The following is a 12,534-nucleotide window of genomic DNA, read 5'->3' on the forward strand; positions in this document are numbered from 1 at the left end:
CACCTTGAAAAGAAAAAGCCCCGGCGCCCGAAAGCGCCGGGGTAAAGGCCGAACGGCTGGCGCGCCGGACTCGACCAAGGAGAAAACTGATGTCCAGCTCAGGCATCCGGCGGCGCGACCTTCGTCGCTTGGGCTGTTTGGAAGTCGGGCTCGTGTTTCGCGCAGATCGCACCGGCCGTGACCGAGAAGCCGCCTCGCGTGCATCGCCAGCTGCGCGTGTCGAACGGCGGCATGCGCTCGGCGACCGTTTCCTTGCCGTGCTTGCAGTTGCCGCAGCGCGGGCGGCTCGTGGCCGACAGGAAGCCTTGCACCTGGCGGGCGGTGTCGGCGGTGCTCACGACTGGGCCTCGTCTTCCGCGCCCTTGAGCAACGCCTTCACGAGCTTGTCCACGCTGGCCGTCGTGTCGCTGATGACGGGCACGTCCTCAGTGCCCTCGACCGTCACGCCGAGCTTTTTCAGCTCTACCGCGGTGAGGGACTTCAAGGCGTCTTTGATGGGCTTCTCGGTCGTCTTGACCAGCAGATCGAACTGCTGCGGGAAGTACTTGCGGGTCAGCTTCACGACCTGGTCGTCATCCTCCCAGTCGATCTTCCCCGCGCCGAGCTTGAAGCCGACCTTCACGCCATGGAACACGACCGTGCGGGGCTTCGCGAACAGGTGGGGCTGCTCCTCCAGCGCGTGCTGCAGCTCGTCGCGCTTCTCGTTCACCGCAGCCACCGCAGTGCGCAGCCCGCGCATGGCGCGGCGCTGGGCGGCTTGCATCTCGTCGTGCAACGCCTGCGCGCGCTCGACCAGGAGGTCTTTGGCTTCGCGGTAGGCGCGGGCGTGGAGTTCGATCACGACCATGGGGTTGGTTGATGCGTTCATGGCATTCCTTCAGTGGATGGACGCCCCGTGGGGCGCTTGTTGCAGATGCAGTCGGTTGGTCAAGACGACAGCGACGAAGGTCGCGTCGCTGACGGCGCGTTCCAGGCACGCCGGGTTGTGGATCGCCGTGGAATGGAACAACGCGAGCAGCGCGTCCAGGACCGCCTCCTTGGGCACGTCCCGGACCAGTGGGGTCAGCTGGTCGATCAGCGCCTGGGCGGCGATGGCCTGCTCGGCGGGCGTCACAGTGCGTCCCCTTGCTTGACGGCCTGGTAGCTGTCGGTGCGCAGGTCGTAGGCGACCCGGCCCGCCATCACGTCGTCATCCAGGATGACGGCGACCTGGCCGCGGTTGAGGCATGTCGCCTTGGCCAGCGCGTTGCGCGCGATCGGCGCGCCATCGGCTGGCAGCAGTGCGCGCAGGACAACTTCGAGGCGCTCCTGCTCGGTCATGACGCACCGCCTTTGCCGCCCAGCTTTGCGCGGTAGTCGAGGACCTGCTGCGGCACGGGGGCCGCGTTGCGCGAGGCTGCATCGACCTTCGCCAGTGCAGGGTCGACGCCGCCGAAGACCACCCCGAGGGCATCGCCGATAGCCATGGGTTCGCCATCCACGGTCACCGTGTCGCGCCGCGAGTGCCGGCGCCCGACCTCGCGCTCCTCCTCGGCCTTGGCCGCGGCCTTCTCGGCCAGGTTGAACAGCGCGCCGTACACGTAGCCGTTGTGGGCCAGCGGCATGCGCAGCGTGCCCTTGGTCGTGGCGTCGAAGGTGGCATTGAATGCCGCCAGCCAGAGGTCCGTCGAGACGGCGACGATGGTGCCGTTGCGCTCGATCGAGCCGCGCTGGATGTCGGGCACCAACTCGGCCAGCGCCTTGCGCACGCGCGCCCAGTTCAACTGGTGCTTCGGCGGCTTGAACAGGCGCATGTAGCGGATCAGCGTCCCGCCGAGCGCAAAGCTGCGCTGCAGCACATCGTTGACCAGGCCGCGGACCTCCTCGTCATCGATCACCCGGAAGATGACCGAGTCGATCGACTCCTCGGCGCCGCAGGTTGGGCATGTGTTGACGAAGATCGACATCACCGGCCCTCGCTCTTGCACAGCCTGTAGCCGGTGGCCATGCCGCTGCTGTGGACGCGCTGCAACTCCAGCTCGTGGTCGCGCTGCTCGCTGTCATTGATCGCCAGGGCGGCCAGGGCGCAGCCCAGGAACAGCACCAGCCAGAAGCCAAAGAACAGCGCCTCGCCCGCCGCGGTGCGCTCGGCCAGGCCGGAGCGGATTTCCGTGCGAACCGCGCTCACGAGAAGACCCTCATGGCGCTGATGCGCTTCGCGTCGGGGAAGTGCTCCAGCGTGGTCATGACGGCCGCGAAGCCATCCTCGTACAGGCCGGAATGTTTGCCGCACGAGCCGTCCGGCATGGTGATAGAGATCAGGTAGCGCCTCATCGCTGCACCTCACGCCCGCACCGCGGCAGTGATCAGCGCGCCGGTCACCTTGGGTGCGCCGATCTTGACGGCCTCGTTCATGGCCGCGCTGACCAGGTTGTTGATCGCCAGCGGGTGGCACAGCGACACCACGCGGCTCTCGCGCTTCGAGCTGCGGCTGGCCTCGGTCACCGTGTGGCGCAACAGGTTGCGAATGGCCTCGACCGCGTCGGCCGCGATCACCGCGTCAAAGTCCAGCTCGACCCGCTGCAGCTTGTGCCGCAGGTACGCCTCGATGTGGTTGTCCAGCGGCGGCAGCTTCACCATCTCGCAGCGCTGCACCACCTCGCGCACCTCGGGGTTGTGCTCCGAGAGCTTCCACTCCAGCTCGGTCTGGCCGATCAGGATGATGGCCAGGAGCTTTTTGAAGCCGTCCTGCAGCTCGTAGAAGCGCTTCAGGTGCTTGATCGTCGGTGTGGCCAGGGCGTGGGCCTCCTCGATGATCAGGACGTGCTTGCGGCCGACCTGGGCGCTCTGCTTGAGGATGTTGTGCATCTGCGCGGCGCGATCGCTGTACGTGGCCCGCAGGGCCGTGCCGGGCGACACGGTGCGGATCACGGCACCGGTGATGTCGGCCGACTTCAACGGCTTGCCCTTCTTGTCGGAGTCCTCCATGCCGATGACGTAGGGCTCGATGATGGTGATGGGCTCGCGCGCCGTCTGAATCCAGTCGGCCAGGTCGTGGCGCAGCGTGCTCTTGCCGCCGCCCGACTCGGCGACCACCGCCAGCATGCCGCCGTGCTTGGCCGTCTGGCGCATCGAGGCACGCACGTAGCGGATGTCCTCGGAGAGGAACACGTCCGCGTCCGACTCCATTTCATCGGTGAACGGGTCGCGCGGAATACGGAAGTGCTGGCGCGCCTCGCGATTGATGGTGTGCTTGCGGAGTAGCATGTAGGGGTCCTCTAGATTCGTTTGGGGGCCGGAGATAGCGGCATCTGCCGCGGCCCCTGGCGTCGTGTTGCTGCACGTCGCCGGGGGTGCTTCGTTAAGCGCTGCGTAGGCCACGTCCGTGGGCACGCCGTGCTCGATCAGGTAACCGACGATCCGAGCGCGCAGCTCGAACTCGCCGCCGTGGCCCTTCGGCCAGCGGTTGAACTTCACCATCAGCGTCACGCTTGCCGGGCTCACGCCCAGGTGCTTCGCCAGGTCGGATTGACTGCGCTTCACGAGCGCCAGCGCGTCTTTGATGAGCGGGAGTGCTGCCATGTCAGACGGCCCTCAATCCGCCAGCCGCGCGCATCGGCTGCTCGACCGGCGCGATGAACTGCTGCACCAGGGCGTCGATCTGGTCCTCGGGAACGCCGTCCGCATAGCGCGCCGTCATGAACGTGTATTCGTCGCCCGTCAGGTTGCGGCCGATGCCGGCGCGAAGTCGCAACATCGCTTCGGTGGCGTCCAGCATTGCGGGTGCGAGAGCCGCCTGGGCATGCGCGGGCGCCTCGATCTCCGTGCCGCTGCGCGGCAGGTACGTGGGCAGTTCGACGTCGTGCAGATAGCTGTGCGCGACCAGCTTCCCCTCGAAGGGGGCGGCCTTCTTGTCGCGCGCAGCCTTGACCTCGTCGGCATCCATGCCCGGGTACGCCTTCGCGTCCATCACCTTCGCGGCCAGCTCGGCCTCGGTGCGCGCTGCGGACTTGTACTCGGCGCCGATCTCGGCTGCGGCCTCGGGCTGGCCGAAGCGGTCGAAGGCGGTCTCCGGTTCGACGCGGTAGATCAGCGTCTCACCGTCATAGCGCGGCGCCTCGATCTGCACCGCGTGCTCACCGTAGACCAGCGCGCGAACCTGCACCGTGTCGCCCACGTTGACGCCATCCAGGCCGCGCAGGCTGTAGGTGCCTGGGCGCTCTGCGGCTGGGTGCTTGAAACTGATGCTCAGGTTCGGATGCACCTTGCGCGGCTGCTCCTTGCTGGCCATCAGCGCGCGGCACACCTCCTCCGGTGGCAGGAGGCGCAACTGGTCGGCGGTGATCAGCTGCCAGAGGTCGTAGCGAGAGGTCGACGTCGCGAGCCCGGAGCGGCGCAGGCGCGTGTCCTGGCCGGGGATCAGGTTCGCGTTGTAGGCATTCGCCCAGGCGCTGGCGGCAGCATTGAGCCCCGCAACGTCATGGACAGGCTCGAAGCGCAGGCGCGACTCGAACTGGGTTTCCACGATGTTGTTGGCGTTCTCCACGCCACCCTTGGCGCGGGCGTTGCCTGCCTCGTGGTCGAGCGGCTCGACTTCGAGCTGCTTCAGCAGGTTCTTGATCGCCGCTGACGTGTTGGCGCTGCCCTTGTCCCACAGCATGTAGCGGGGCACGCCGCGGAACAGTCGGCCCGGCTGCTCGCCCCAGGCGTGCATGAGGAAGTCGAACAGGTTGTGCTGGTCTTCCCCTTGGGCTTCGCAGTACCAGGGCACGATGGACGCGCTGGCCTTGTCGTAGAGGACGTAGCGATAGACCTTGAATTTGACCTTCGCCATGCCGTCCAGCTTGTTCTTGTAGAACTCGCGGTCGCGGATGATGTACTGGCGATCCTTGAGGTAGTACACCAGGCACAGCGAGGGGTCGACCTGGTGGGTGTGGTTCGGATGCGGAGCGCGCAGCTGCTGCACCGGCGATGCGACACGCTGCGCCGCAACGTTGAGCTTCCGGTCGCGCATGAGCCGGTTGAGGTGCCCATTGCTGACGCCGAAGCTGATGCCGTTCTGCTCCAGCATGCCGCGGCTGGTGGTCGTGAACAGCGTCTGCTTGCCGTTGTCGCGGACTGCTTCGCGCTGCGCCGCCCCCAGGGTGGCGAGCGCATCGGAGGAGACGCTGGTGGAGCCCTTGTCGCTGCGCGCGCGGCGGCCCGATGACCACCCTGCGGCGGCCTTCAGGTGCCTGTACACGGTCTGCGGCGACCAGTTGAGGAAGTTCGCCGCCTGTTGCACAAGGGGTGTCGCACCGCCGTGCTCCACCGCGTCGAGCTGACGCGCGAGGCGGCAGACGTACTGGTGAATTTCCGGGGAGAGTGCTGGCATGGCCTCGTCCACCTCAGCCACGATCACCGGTGGACATGAAGTACTGGCGGGCCGCGCTGATGTCCGCGCCGAAGCGGGTCTCCAGCTCGTTCTGCAAGGCGCCCACCAAGGACGCGGTGCGGTTGACCGCGTCGTCGAGCGTGAGCAGCACCAGCTTGACGCTCTGCGGCATTTCGGCGCCGTCCTGGTCGCCTTCCAGCTCGGCCATCCACCAGGTCTCCAGCGCGGTGGCGCTCTCCAGGTGCGCGGCGACCGCCTTCTCGATCAGGCTCTGGCGCTCGGTGATTTCGAGCTGGAATGGCGTGATGCGCTCGTCCAGCGGCACCACCACCGGGCGCTTGCCCCCGAGCTTCTTCTCCAGGGCATCGGCGCGTTGCTCGGCCTTCTGGCGCTTCTCGGCATTGAACTGAGAGTCCTTCTCGGACTGGCGCAGTGCCTCGCGCAGTTGGGTGGCGCTCATGCGGTCGATGTCGTCCATCTCGCCGAGGCTTTCGAGCACGTCATCGTCGTGGGTGACAAGCTCCAGGAACGCGCTGGCGTTCTTCACCTTGGTGCTCAAATCGCTCAAATTGAGCGATTTGGCGGTCTTCGCGGCGGCATGGATGAAGCGCCGCGCGGTCGGCGCGCTGAACCCGAGCAGCTCGACCCGCTTGGTGAATTCGCCGTGCGGGGTCTGCTCCTTGAGCAGCGCCAGACGCTTGCCGGTTTCGAGGATGGCCTCGACCGTGCGGCGCTGGTAAAAGCGGATACCGTCTTCGAGGGCGCCGACCTCCAGCGAGCCCTCGTAGCCCAATTCCTTGGCCATCAGGGCGGTGCGTTCGCTCGCTGCTTCCACCAGGTGGCCCAGCTCGATGCTGGCGCCCTCTGCGCGCTTGAGGGCCGTCTCGTTGACCTGCGGCTCCTCGACCACGGTCAATGCTGTTTTCGTGCGTGCCATTGCTTTCTTCCTTGGTTAGTCGGTGATCGTGAAATTGCGGCGCACCTCGGCCAGCTGCTTCTCGTGCTGGTCCAGGGCGGCCATCGTCTTGATGCCCACGCGGGCTGCTTCGCGGGCGATGCGGAAGCGCCCGGTGGTTTCGTCCTTCACCGCCCAGCCCGCTTCGATGAGCGACTCGGCGGTGCGGGTGATGTAGCTGGGCGGCACGTGCAGCGCGTCGGCCAGCTCCTTGTTGGTGAGGCCGCGCAGCGGCTGGGCGGCCAGGCAGGTGACCATGCGCAGAGCGCGGATGACCTGCTCGCTGCCTTTCTTGTCGTCCGCGCTCATGCGCAAGCCCCTGCATTGGTCGGGCGAGCGACTCGCAACTGCTTCACGAGCTCGGCAACCCGGCGCGACTGGTGGGCACTGCCCGTGTCGAGTGCGACAACCCGTGGCGACGAAGCCGCATTTCTCAGGCCGTATGCGGTCCGTTGGATGGGGGCGGTTTTCACGCTGCCGCCTCCTCAGTGCAGGCCACTGAGGGCACCAGGATCTGCGCCGAGGTGAGCCGCATCTGGGTGGAGGGATGCACCAGCATCAGCGTGCGCGAGGGGTCGGCGAACATCGGGCGACCTTGGTACGCGCCGACCTCGAACAGGCGCAGATCGCCCGCATCGGCTTCGGCGATCGCCTGCTCGACCAGTTCGCGTTCGCTGCGGACGTTGTAGATGTCGAGATCCGACGCGTCGACGTGCCAGACGGCGCTCACCAGGTCTTCGACGTGGGGCGCCGGAGCCTCGCCCAGCGGGCAGTCGAAGAACACCACGAATTCGCAGTCGTGGAGGCGCGAGCCGATGACGGCCTGGAACAGTGAGGAGTACTTGAGGGTGGGCATGGCTGGTCCTGTCATTCGGAATCGAAGTCGAGTTCGGGGGAGCTGTGCTGCGTCACGTTGGCGCGGTGCCAGGCGACGTTTTCCAGGTGAGTGGTGAGCGCGGCGACGGTGGCCTCGGGGTCGGCGTTGCCGGCGTAGAAGTCGGTGATGAACTTCAGCGCCTGGCTGAAGCCCGTGTGCAGCTCGACCAGGTCGGTGTCCTTGAGCGCGCGGCCCGAGGGGATGTCCACCAACATGCGCCCGCTGCTGGCCGCGAGCCAGCGCGTGACGAAGTCGATGCCGCAGGCGGTCTCGAAGGGGCGGATCAGGATCGCGGGGATGCGCCCGGTCTGCAGCCACTTGTAGACCGTCCAGTGGTCGGCCACGCCCATCTCGGAGGCAATGCCTTCGACCGAGCGGTTGAGCTTTTCGCGAGCGTGGTCCTTGCACAGCTCCAGCGCGTGGCGGAGGCTGGTGGCGCGGACGCGCTTCCAATTGCGGCGGCCGGTTGGACTCACGGGCGACCGCCAGAAAACGACGCTTCCAAACAAAAAGCGCGGCTGGGGCTAGTGGCCCGAGGTGCGATCACCCAAAATTGCCCAAGGGACAAGAAAAGGCAACCGTATGTAAGATGAAAACCCGACATGCTGTGGCTCAGGCCGGCAACATGTTGGGGAGGTGGGCTCGGGAAACCTTGCCCTCCTTGAGGCCGAGCTGGACGGCGATGTTGTGACTCTCACCGCGCAGGCATTTGCGCCGAGGAGTCCTGTCGTCGTCCCTCAGGATTTCCGAGACCAGGGCCGAGGAGTAGTTGTACTTCCGTGCCCAGGCCGAGTAGGACCATCCATTGCGGCCGAATTCTTCGCGGACTTGCTGCCGGGTTTTCAGTGGCATTTCTGCGTTCCGTTTTGTGTGCATCAATTGGCGTTGATGCGCGTTTGTTGAAACTGGTGTGAACAGGATTATGGGCAATTAATTGCCCATGTGCAAGGGCAATCTATGACCCAAGAGGGGCCGTTTGCCGAGGTGGGGAGACGTATCCAAGGTCTGCGCGGGAAGCTGACGCAGGCTGAGTTCGCCGCCCGCTTAGGCGTGGATCGAAAGTCAGTGACTGGATGGGAGACGGGGAAGCGCTTGCCGGACGGCAGCTCCCTGCTGGTAATGCGCCGCGACATGGGCGCCGATCTCAACTACATCCTCGGCGGGGCCGAGGGGGAATTCCGTGTGCTCTCCTCTGAGGAGCGCACGATGGTCGATTTCTATCGGGAGGCGTCCCCGGCCGTGCGCAAGGCGGCGCTAGGGGCGTTGCTGTCCGCTGGGCATGCCGCCCCCGGGGTCGTCATACACGGCAAGGTCGGTCAGTCGATCGCGGGGAATGCTGAACAGAGCAACTTCAGCATCGACATGGGAAACCAGCAAAAACCAGGAGGCAAATGAATCGAGGAAGTCGCGTCGAGATTCATGGCGATGCCGGCCAGGTCGCTGCTGGAGACTTTCATCTTCACAACCACTACTGGACGTCAGGATTCCCCACGGAGGGCGTGCCAGTCACGCCCTGGTGGGAGCTGCCTACCGAGGAACTGAGGGGGTACCTTCGAGAGGAACGCACCGAGTTCTGGCGTGCTTGGCGCCGGTATTGGTTCAACGTTCCGTGCTTGCTGATGGCGGCGATGCTCCTCGGTACCACAGCGAAACTCGCGGCAACCGTGGCGGTCGTGGCCGTCGCCGGACCTTCTGGCTTGCTCGGTGCAGTCGAGTGGTGGCTTCCGGCCGGCTTGATCTGCATAGGGACACCAATTGCGTTCTGGATGTATCGCATCCGTCGAGTTGAAGGCATTGCAGCCGCGCAGGCTCAACAGAACATCGATGGCCTTGAGGCTGTCCTCACCAGAAGAAAGAGGTTGCGCCGATGAACAGCTTGAAATATGCCGGCTCCTTCGCTTTGGCAGCTCTATGTGTGCCGGCGTGGGCGATCAACAAATGCACAGCACCAGATGGGAAGGTGAGCTATCAGGAAGCAGCGTGCGGTGCCGCCCAAGGAGCGGCTGAGCTGAAGGTTCAGGCCGGCCCGGCGAGCAACGATCAGGATTCGATCTTCAACAACTCGGTGGCAGTCGGCAAGGTCATGGTGGGGATGACTGCAGCTCACGTGCGCCGCGCATGGGGCGAGCCAACGAAGATCAATGTGACGCTGGGCGCACGCGGTCGCACGGAACAGTGGGTCTATCGCGGCCGCAATTTTCGAGATGACTACGTGTATCTCGACAATGGTGTAGTTCGCAGTGTCCAAGGCACCGAGTAGCCGCACATGGACATCAAGCATCCCTCCGCTCTGGCGACGCGTTGCGCCGTCGCGATAGCGTTCTTGACGTTCGCCGCAATAGCAGTGGCGCAGCCAGCCACCCCGGAAATACCTCAGCAGGTCACGCTTTCGCTTGATCGAGACTTGGTTACCTTCATCAAGGTTGCCGCCTGGGCAGCGGGCATCTTTCTGGCGATCTTCGCGGCACTCGCCGTCGGCTTCTTCGGGTTCGACGTTCGGGCCGCTCGTAAATCCTTGCTCGAAGCCAGTGATGACATTCGCACTCGGTCGGAGGCAATTCGCAAGGATCATCAGTCTCTGATCGAGCTAAAGGAACGCCTTGAGCAACTCGGCGCGAAGTTGATCGACCAGGTTGAGAAGGCAAATCCGCCTGCTCCTGGTTCGACAACGGAGCCCACTACGTCGCCAGATCGCGGCGACACCAGTGGCGCCCCGATCGGGCCGCTCTCGGAAGCTTGGTTCACGGAGGAGAAAAAGAAGGAAATTGTGCGAAACACGATCGCATCTTCCGAGTTCGAGTGGTCCACCCTGGACACGCTGCATCGAAAGACGGGCTTCTCCAAGCCAGAGCTGATGTCCCTAGCCAACCGCGACCCCCTGGTTCAACGTGGCATAGGCCGCAACAGCGAAGTGCTTTTCCGCCTCAAAGAGTTCAACCACCCCCTACCCAACAACGGTCTCGGCACCATGACGCTGGAAGACTGGGCGAAGATCCTCCAGCAGCATGCGCAAGAGGGTAAGAGCCCTATCGTCAAAGGGATGTTCCCAGGCTGAATCTAGAAGGGCATCCCGCGATCGGGCCGCAGATCGACAACTTCCATGTCCACCGCCCGGTGGGCACTGACGGTTTCCAGCACGACGAACTGCACGCCAGGGTTTGCCCGCGCTAAGCGATCAGCCTCGGCTCGGGCAGCGCCAGCGGTCGTGTGCTGGAAGTTCGGCGGGAAGGTCGGCTCGCGCCCCGCGCGCCACACCAGCCAATACGGTTCACCGTGCAGCATGAAGGCGCTCCCGCAGGAGGTAGCCCTCCAATTCCCAAACCTTCTCACGTGCTAGCGCGAACGCCGCGGCTTCGCCTTGCGCCCAGTCCTGCTTCGTCGGGTCGATGCTGCCGTAGTTGTGGCCCAGCACCTTCGCTCCGTTGCGCAGCGTCAGCTCGCAGATCGTGATCGACGTGTCCGGCAGCTTGTGAAAGCGTCGGTCCACGATGGTGCCGTCAATGTCGGCGGGCGTAAGCCGGTCTTTGGGCGGGGGCAGTTGCTTGGTCGTGACCTGGGCATCGATCAATGCCTCGGCGGACTTGTAGAGGCTGCTCGCCAGGACGACTGCGCTGGTCAGTTGCTGCGACGCGCCGCAGGCTTCGATCGCGGAGACCACCGTGCTGATCTCGCGCAGGATGGGATGCTTTCTGATGTCCGTCATGGATGTTTCTTCGGTGTAGCCCGGGGATTCGGGCGGGCCATCGTGCCGGCCGAACGCTCCACGAGATATTGACCCCCGTCATAAGACTGCGCGCCGCTGCGTCGAGACACTGACCGCTTCCTGGTCTATGTCCCCTACTGGAGCGCAACGTGAAACTGTCCGATTCGATCCCTGTCTGGTTGCGCGCGCCGCGCAACTCCCTTTGGCTTGCCGCAGCGGTGGTGCTGCTGGCCCTCATCGCCATCGTCTCGCCGGTCCAGCTGCCGGTGGTGCTCTACAAGGCCGCGCTCGTCTCCTTGGCCGTCGTCATGGGCTACTGGCTGGATCGCGCCTTGTTCCCTTACGCACGTCCCGATGGCTTCCTGGAGCGCGACTGGCGGCTCGGCACCGATGAACCCCAGTTCAACGTGGACTACCGCGTGGTGAAGGGCTACGAGACGGTCTACGCCCTAGTCATGTTGCGCCGCGCCGTCGTGGTCGGCGTGGTGATCGTTGGCCTCGCGCTCGGCCTGTGATGTTTCCCCGAGACGAAGCCTTCGAGCGGGATCTCGCTCGCGTCGGACGATGGCAGCGCGCCGCCAAGCTGGTGGTGTGGGCCTTCATGCTGGCGCTGTTCGTCACCTGGATGGTTTGGCCCAGCTCGGCACGCGCCCAGGTGCCCCAGGCAGCCAACGGTTACCGCGCGGAGCTGACACGCACCGCGCGGGCCGTGTGGGGCCTGGAGGCGCCCGTGGCCACCTTCGCCGCGCAGATCCACCAGGAGTCGGGATGGCGACCTGGTGCCGTGTCGCACGTCGGCGCAGCTGGTCTAGCCCAGTTCATGCCGGGCACCTCACAGTGGATCGCAGGCGTGGACCCTGCGCTCAGGGCTAACCAGCCCTTCAACCCGTCATGGGCGATGCGTGCGCTAGTCACCTATGACCTCTACCTTTTCGAGCGAACGCCGAAGACCTACGGCCCGCGTGATCGCATGTGGGTGGCCCTACGTGGCTACAACGGCGGCCTGGGCCATTGGCAGGCCGAGGCGCGCAACGCTGCAGGCTCCGATCGGGCGGCGGTCGACGCTGCCTGCGGCAGTGCGAAGCGCCATCGGAGCCATTGCGCCGAGAACCTCGGCTACCCGCGCCGCATCCTGGTCGACCTGCAGCCGCGCTATGTCGCCTGGGGAGGTGCCCTTTGAGCGTCGCCTACTGGTTACTCGCCCTCGTGCTCGCCTCGGTGGCCAGCGCGGGCGGCGGCTTGTATGTCGGGCACGCCGATGGCGTTGCGGAAGCGACCGCCAAGGACAACGCGAAAACGGTGGGCCAGCTGACCAACCTGATCAGCTCGCATCAAGCCCTCATCGACACAGCGGCGCAGGTCAGCCGCGGCATGCGCCAGGCGCTCGCGAAGCGCCAGAGCGCCGATGCCAAGTCAACCCAGGAGTTCAAAGATGGCCTCACCCCGACCGCTGGCGATCGCGCTGGCTGCTTGTTTCCTGCTGACAGCATGCGCCAGCTCGCCCAGGTCCACGCCAGGGCTGCCGAAGCCGCTACCAGCGGAATACACCGCGCGCTGCCCAGCGCCAACCCAACCGCCGACAGGCCGTGAGGTAGATCCCGTGCTCATCACCCTCAAAGACCTCTACGACCTCTACGGCATCTGCG

At 65.3% G+C, this 12,534-nt stretch carries 23 protein-coding genes; 7 read left to right on the forward strand and 16 right to left on the reverse strand.

Annotated elements, in window-relative coordinates; genetic code table 11:
- Window positions 1-98 precede the first annotated feature (98 nt).
- From ACSFA7_RS14020 to ACSFA7_RS14085, 14 genes are all read right to left on the reverse strand, one after another.
- Complete coding sequence (locus ACSFA7_RS14020; RefSeq protein WP_435499921.1) at window positions 99-338, reverse strand: hypothetical protein; 240 nt, start codon at window positions 336-338, stop codon at window positions 99-101.
- Window positions 335-868: a host-nuclease inhibitor Gam family protein gene (locus ACSFA7_RS14025; protein ID WP_435499922.1), complete on the reverse strand. Its 534-nt coding sequence runs from the start codon at window positions 866-868 to the stop codon at window positions 335-337. Before ACSFA7_RS14025 ends, ACSFA7_RS14020 begins: the two co-directional genes overlap by 4 nt.
- 9 nt (window positions 869-877) lie before the next feature.
- Entirely contained in the window at window positions 878-1,114 is a 237-nt protein-coding gene (locus ACSFA7_RS14030) for a hypothetical protein (RefSeq protein WP_206175660.1), read from the reverse strand.
- A complete protein-coding gene (locus ACSFA7_RS14035) occupies window positions 1,111-1,320 on the reverse strand; it encodes a hypothetical protein (RefSeq protein ID WP_435499923.1) in 210 nt (69 codons plus the stop codon). Before ACSFA7_RS14035 ends, ACSFA7_RS14030 begins: the two co-directional genes overlap by 4 nt.
- Entirely contained in the window at window positions 1,317-1,946 is a 630-nt protein-coding gene (locus tag ACSFA7_RS14040) for a hypothetical protein (protein ID WP_435499924.1), read from the reverse strand. Before ACSFA7_RS14040 ends, ACSFA7_RS14035 begins: the two co-directional genes overlap by 4 nt.
- Entirely contained in the window at window positions 1,946-2,167 is a 222-nt protein-coding gene (locus ACSFA7_RS14045; protein WP_435499925.1) for a hypothetical protein, read from the reverse strand. The genes ACSFA7_RS14040 and ACSFA7_RS14045 overlap by 1 nt, the downstream gene beginning before the upstream one ends.
- On the reverse strand, window positions 2,164-2,313 hold the full coding sequence (locus ACSFA7_RS14050; RefSeq protein ID WP_435499926.1) for a hypothetical protein: 150 nt from the start codon (window positions 2,311-2,313) through the stop codon (window positions 2,164-2,166). The genes ACSFA7_RS14045 and ACSFA7_RS14050 overlap by 4 nt, the downstream gene beginning before the upstream one ends.
- Window positions 2,314-2,322: 9 nt before the next feature.
- Window positions 2,323-3,561 (reverse strand): ExeA family protein, encoded by a 1,239-nt coding sequence (locus ACSFA7_RS14055; protein WP_435499927.1) that lies wholly within the window; start codon window positions 3,559-3,561, stop codon window positions 2,323-2,325.
- Window position 3,562: 1 nt separating this feature from the next.
- Entirely contained in the window at window positions 3,563-5,353 is a 1,791-nt protein-coding gene (locus tag ACSFA7_RS14060) for an integrase (protein WP_435499928.1), read from the reverse strand.
- A gap of 13 nt (window positions 5,354-5,366) precedes the next feature.
- The gene (locus ACSFA7_RS14065; RefSeq protein ID WP_435499929.1) at window positions 5,367-6,290 is read right to left on the reverse strand and encodes a hypothetical protein; all 924 of its coding nucleotides are present in this window, start codon (window positions 6,288-6,290) and stop codon (window positions 5,367-5,369) included.
- 15 nt (window positions 6,291-6,305) lie between these two features.
- The gene (locus tag ACSFA7_RS14070) at window positions 6,306-6,617 is read right to left on the reverse strand and encodes a helix-turn-helix domain-containing protein (protein WP_206175652.1); all 312 of its coding nucleotides are present in this window, start codon (window positions 6,615-6,617) and stop codon (window positions 6,306-6,308) included.
- Between the two features lie 160 nt (window positions 6,618-6,777).
- Entirely contained in the window at window positions 6,778-7,164 is a 387-nt protein-coding gene (locus ACSFA7_RS14075) for a hypothetical protein (protein ID WP_435499930.1), read from the reverse strand.
- An 11-nt stretch (window positions 7,165-7,175) separates the two neighbouring features.
- On the reverse strand, window positions 7,176-7,661 hold the full coding sequence (locus ACSFA7_RS14080) for a hypothetical protein (protein ID WP_435499931.1): 486 nt from the start codon (window positions 7,659-7,661) through the stop codon (window positions 7,176-7,178).
- 136 nt (window positions 7,662-7,797) lie between these two features.
- Window positions 7,798-8,037, reverse strand: coding sequence for a DNA-binding protein (locus ACSFA7_RS14085; protein WP_435499932.1), 240 nt, complete (start codon window positions 8,035-8,037; stop codon window positions 7,798-7,800).
- A gap of 105 nt (window positions 8,038-8,142) precedes the next feature.
- Between ACSFA7_RS14085 and ACSFA7_RS14090 the strand changes: the two genes are divergently transcribed.
- Genes ACSFA7_RS14090 through ACSFA7_RS14105 form a run of 4 tightly spaced genes read left to right on the forward strand, consistent with a single transcriptional unit; the run spans window position 8,143 to window position 10,240 of the window.
- On the forward strand, window positions 8,143-8,580 hold the full coding sequence (locus ACSFA7_RS14090; RefSeq protein WP_435499933.1) for a helix-turn-helix domain-containing protein: 438 nt from the start codon (window positions 8,143-8,145) through the stop codon (window positions 8,578-8,580).
- Window positions 8,577-9,056, forward strand: coding sequence for a hypothetical protein (locus ACSFA7_RS14095; RefSeq protein ID WP_435499934.1), 480 nt, complete (start codon window positions 8,577-8,579; stop codon window positions 9,054-9,056). Before ACSFA7_RS14090 ends, ACSFA7_RS14095 begins: the two co-directional genes overlap by 4 nt.
- The gene (locus tag ACSFA7_RS14100) at window positions 9,053-9,445 is read left to right on the forward strand and encodes a hypothetical protein (RefSeq protein ID WP_435499935.1); all 393 of its coding nucleotides are present in this window, start codon (window positions 9,053-9,055) and stop codon (window positions 9,443-9,445) included. Before ACSFA7_RS14095 ends, ACSFA7_RS14100 begins: the two co-directional genes overlap by 4 nt.
- Window positions 9,446-9,451: 6 nt before the next feature.
- A complete protein-coding gene (locus tag ACSFA7_RS14105; RefSeq protein ID WP_435499936.1) occupies window positions 9,452-10,240 on the forward strand; it encodes a hypothetical protein in 789 nt (262 codons plus the stop codon).
- A gap of 2 nt (window positions 10,241-10,242) precedes the next feature.
- Here ACSFA7_RS14105 and ACSFA7_RS14110 read toward each other — a convergent pair whose 3' ends face one another.
- Together ACSFA7_RS14110 and ACSFA7_RS14115 are read right to left on the reverse strand one after the other, a co-directional pair.
- Window positions 10,243-10,467 carry a hypothetical protein gene (locus ACSFA7_RS14110; protein WP_435499937.1) on the reverse strand — a complete coding sequence of 75 codons (225 nt, stop codon included), beginning with the start codon at window positions 10,465-10,467 and terminating at the stop codon, window positions 10,243-10,245.
- Window positions 10,454-10,888, reverse strand: a complete 435-nt coding sequence (locus tag ACSFA7_RS14115) for a Gp49 family protein (RefSeq protein ID WP_435499938.1) — start codon at window positions 10,886-10,888, stop codon at window positions 10,454-10,456. The genes ACSFA7_RS14110 and ACSFA7_RS14115 overlap by 14 nt, the downstream gene beginning before the upstream one ends.
- A 155-nt stretch (window positions 10,889-11,043) precedes the next feature.
- On the opposite strand from ACSFA7_RS14115, the gene ACSFA7_RS14120 reads away from it, so the two are divergent.
- Genes ACSFA7_RS14120 through ACSFA7_RS14130 form a run of 3 tightly spaced genes read left to right on the forward strand, consistent with a single transcriptional unit; the run spans window position 11,044 to window position 12,478 of the window.
- A complete protein-coding gene (locus ACSFA7_RS14120; protein WP_435500221.1) occupies window positions 11,044-11,403 on the forward strand; it encodes a putative holin in 360 nt (119 codons plus the stop codon).
- Window positions 11,403-12,068 (forward strand): transglycosylase SLT domain-containing protein, encoded by a 666-nt coding sequence (locus tag ACSFA7_RS14125; RefSeq protein WP_435499939.1) that lies wholly within the window; start codon window positions 11,403-11,405, stop codon window positions 12,066-12,068. The genes ACSFA7_RS14120 and ACSFA7_RS14125 overlap by 1 nt, the downstream gene beginning before the upstream one ends.
- The gene (locus tag ACSFA7_RS14130; protein ID WP_435499940.1) at window positions 12,065-12,478 is read left to right on the forward strand and encodes a hypothetical protein; all 414 of its coding nucleotides are present in this window, start codon (window positions 12,065-12,067) and stop codon (window positions 12,476-12,478) included. The genes ACSFA7_RS14125 and ACSFA7_RS14130 overlap by 4 nt, the downstream gene beginning before the upstream one ends.
- Window positions 12,479-12,534: the final 56 nt, after the last annotated feature.

Source organism: Variovorax trehalosi (genome assembly GCF_051216415.1).
GTDB lineage: Bacteria > Pseudomonadota > Gammaproteobacteria > Burkholderiales > Burkholderiaceae_C > Variovorax.

Excerpts from the sequence above, each read along its gene's own strand:
- ACSFA7_RS14025 (WP_435499922.1), bottom strand. The coding sequence starts at position 868 with ATGAACGCATCAACCAACCCCATGGTCGTGATCGAACTCCACGCCCGC.
- ACSFA7_RS14035 (WP_435499923.1), bottom strand. The coding sequence starts at position 1,320 with ATGACCGAGCAGGAGCGCCTCGAAGTTGTCCTGCGCGCACTGCTGCCA.
- ACSFA7_RS14040 (WP_435499924.1), bottom strand. The coding sequence starts at position 1,946 with ATGTCGATCTTCGTCAACACATGCCCAACCTGCGGCGCCGAGGAGTCG.
- ACSFA7_RS14050 (WP_435499926.1), bottom strand. The coding sequence starts at position 2,313 with ATGAGGCGCTACCTGATCTCTATCACCATGCCGGACGGCTCGTGCGGC.
- ACSFA7_RS14055 (WP_435499927.1), bottom strand. The coding sequence starts at position 3,561 with ATGGCAGCACTCCCGCTCATCAAAGACGCGCTGGCGCTCGTGAAGCGC.
- ACSFA7_RS14060 (WP_435499928.1), bottom strand. The coding sequence starts at position 5,353 with ATGCCAGCACTCTCCCCGGAAATTCACCAGTACGTCTGCCGCCTCGCG.
- ACSFA7_RS14065 (WP_435499929.1), bottom strand. The coding sequence starts at position 6,290 with ATGGCACGCACGAAAACAGCATTGACCGTGGTCGAGGAGCCGCAGGTC.
- ACSFA7_RS14070 (WP_206175652.1), bottom strand. The coding sequence starts at position 6,617 with ATGAGCGCGGACGACAAGAAAGGCAGCGAGCAGGTCATCCGCGCTCTG.
- ACSFA7_RS14075 (WP_435499930.1), bottom strand. The coding sequence starts at position 7,164 with ATGCCCACCCTCAAGTACTCCTCACTGTTCCAGGCCGTCATCGGCTCG.
- ACSFA7_RS14085 (WP_435499932.1), bottom strand. The coding sequence starts at position 8,037 with ATGCCACTGAAAACCCGGCAGCAAGTCCGCGAAGAATTCGGCCGCAAT.
- ACSFA7_RS14090 (WP_435499933.1), top strand. The coding sequence starts at position 8,143 with ATGACCCAAGAGGGGCCGTTTGCCGAGGTGGGGAGACGTATCCAAGGT.
- ACSFA7_RS14095 (WP_435499934.1), top strand. The coding sequence starts at position 8,577 with ATGAATCGAGGAAGTCGCGTCGAGATTCATGGCGATGCCGGCCAGGTC.
- ACSFA7_RS14100 (WP_435499935.1), top strand. The coding sequence starts at position 9,053 with ATGAACAGCTTGAAATATGCCGGCTCCTTCGCTTTGGCAGCTCTATGT.
- ACSFA7_RS14105 (WP_435499936.1), top strand. The coding sequence starts at position 9,452 with ATGGACATCAAGCATCCCTCCGCTCTGGCGACGCGTTGCGCCGTCGCG.
- ACSFA7_RS14110 (WP_435499937.1), bottom strand. The coding sequence starts at position 10,467 with ATGCTGCACGGTGAACCGTATTGGCTGGTGTGGCGCGCGGGGCGCGAG.
- ACSFA7_RS14115 (WP_435499938.1), bottom strand. The coding sequence starts at position 10,888 with ATGACGGACATCAGAAAGCATCCCATCCTGCGCGAGATCAGCACGGTG.
- ACSFA7_RS14125 (WP_435499939.1), top strand. The coding sequence starts at position 11,403 with ATGTTTCCCCGAGACGAAGCCTTCGAGCGGGATCTCGCTCGCGTCGGA.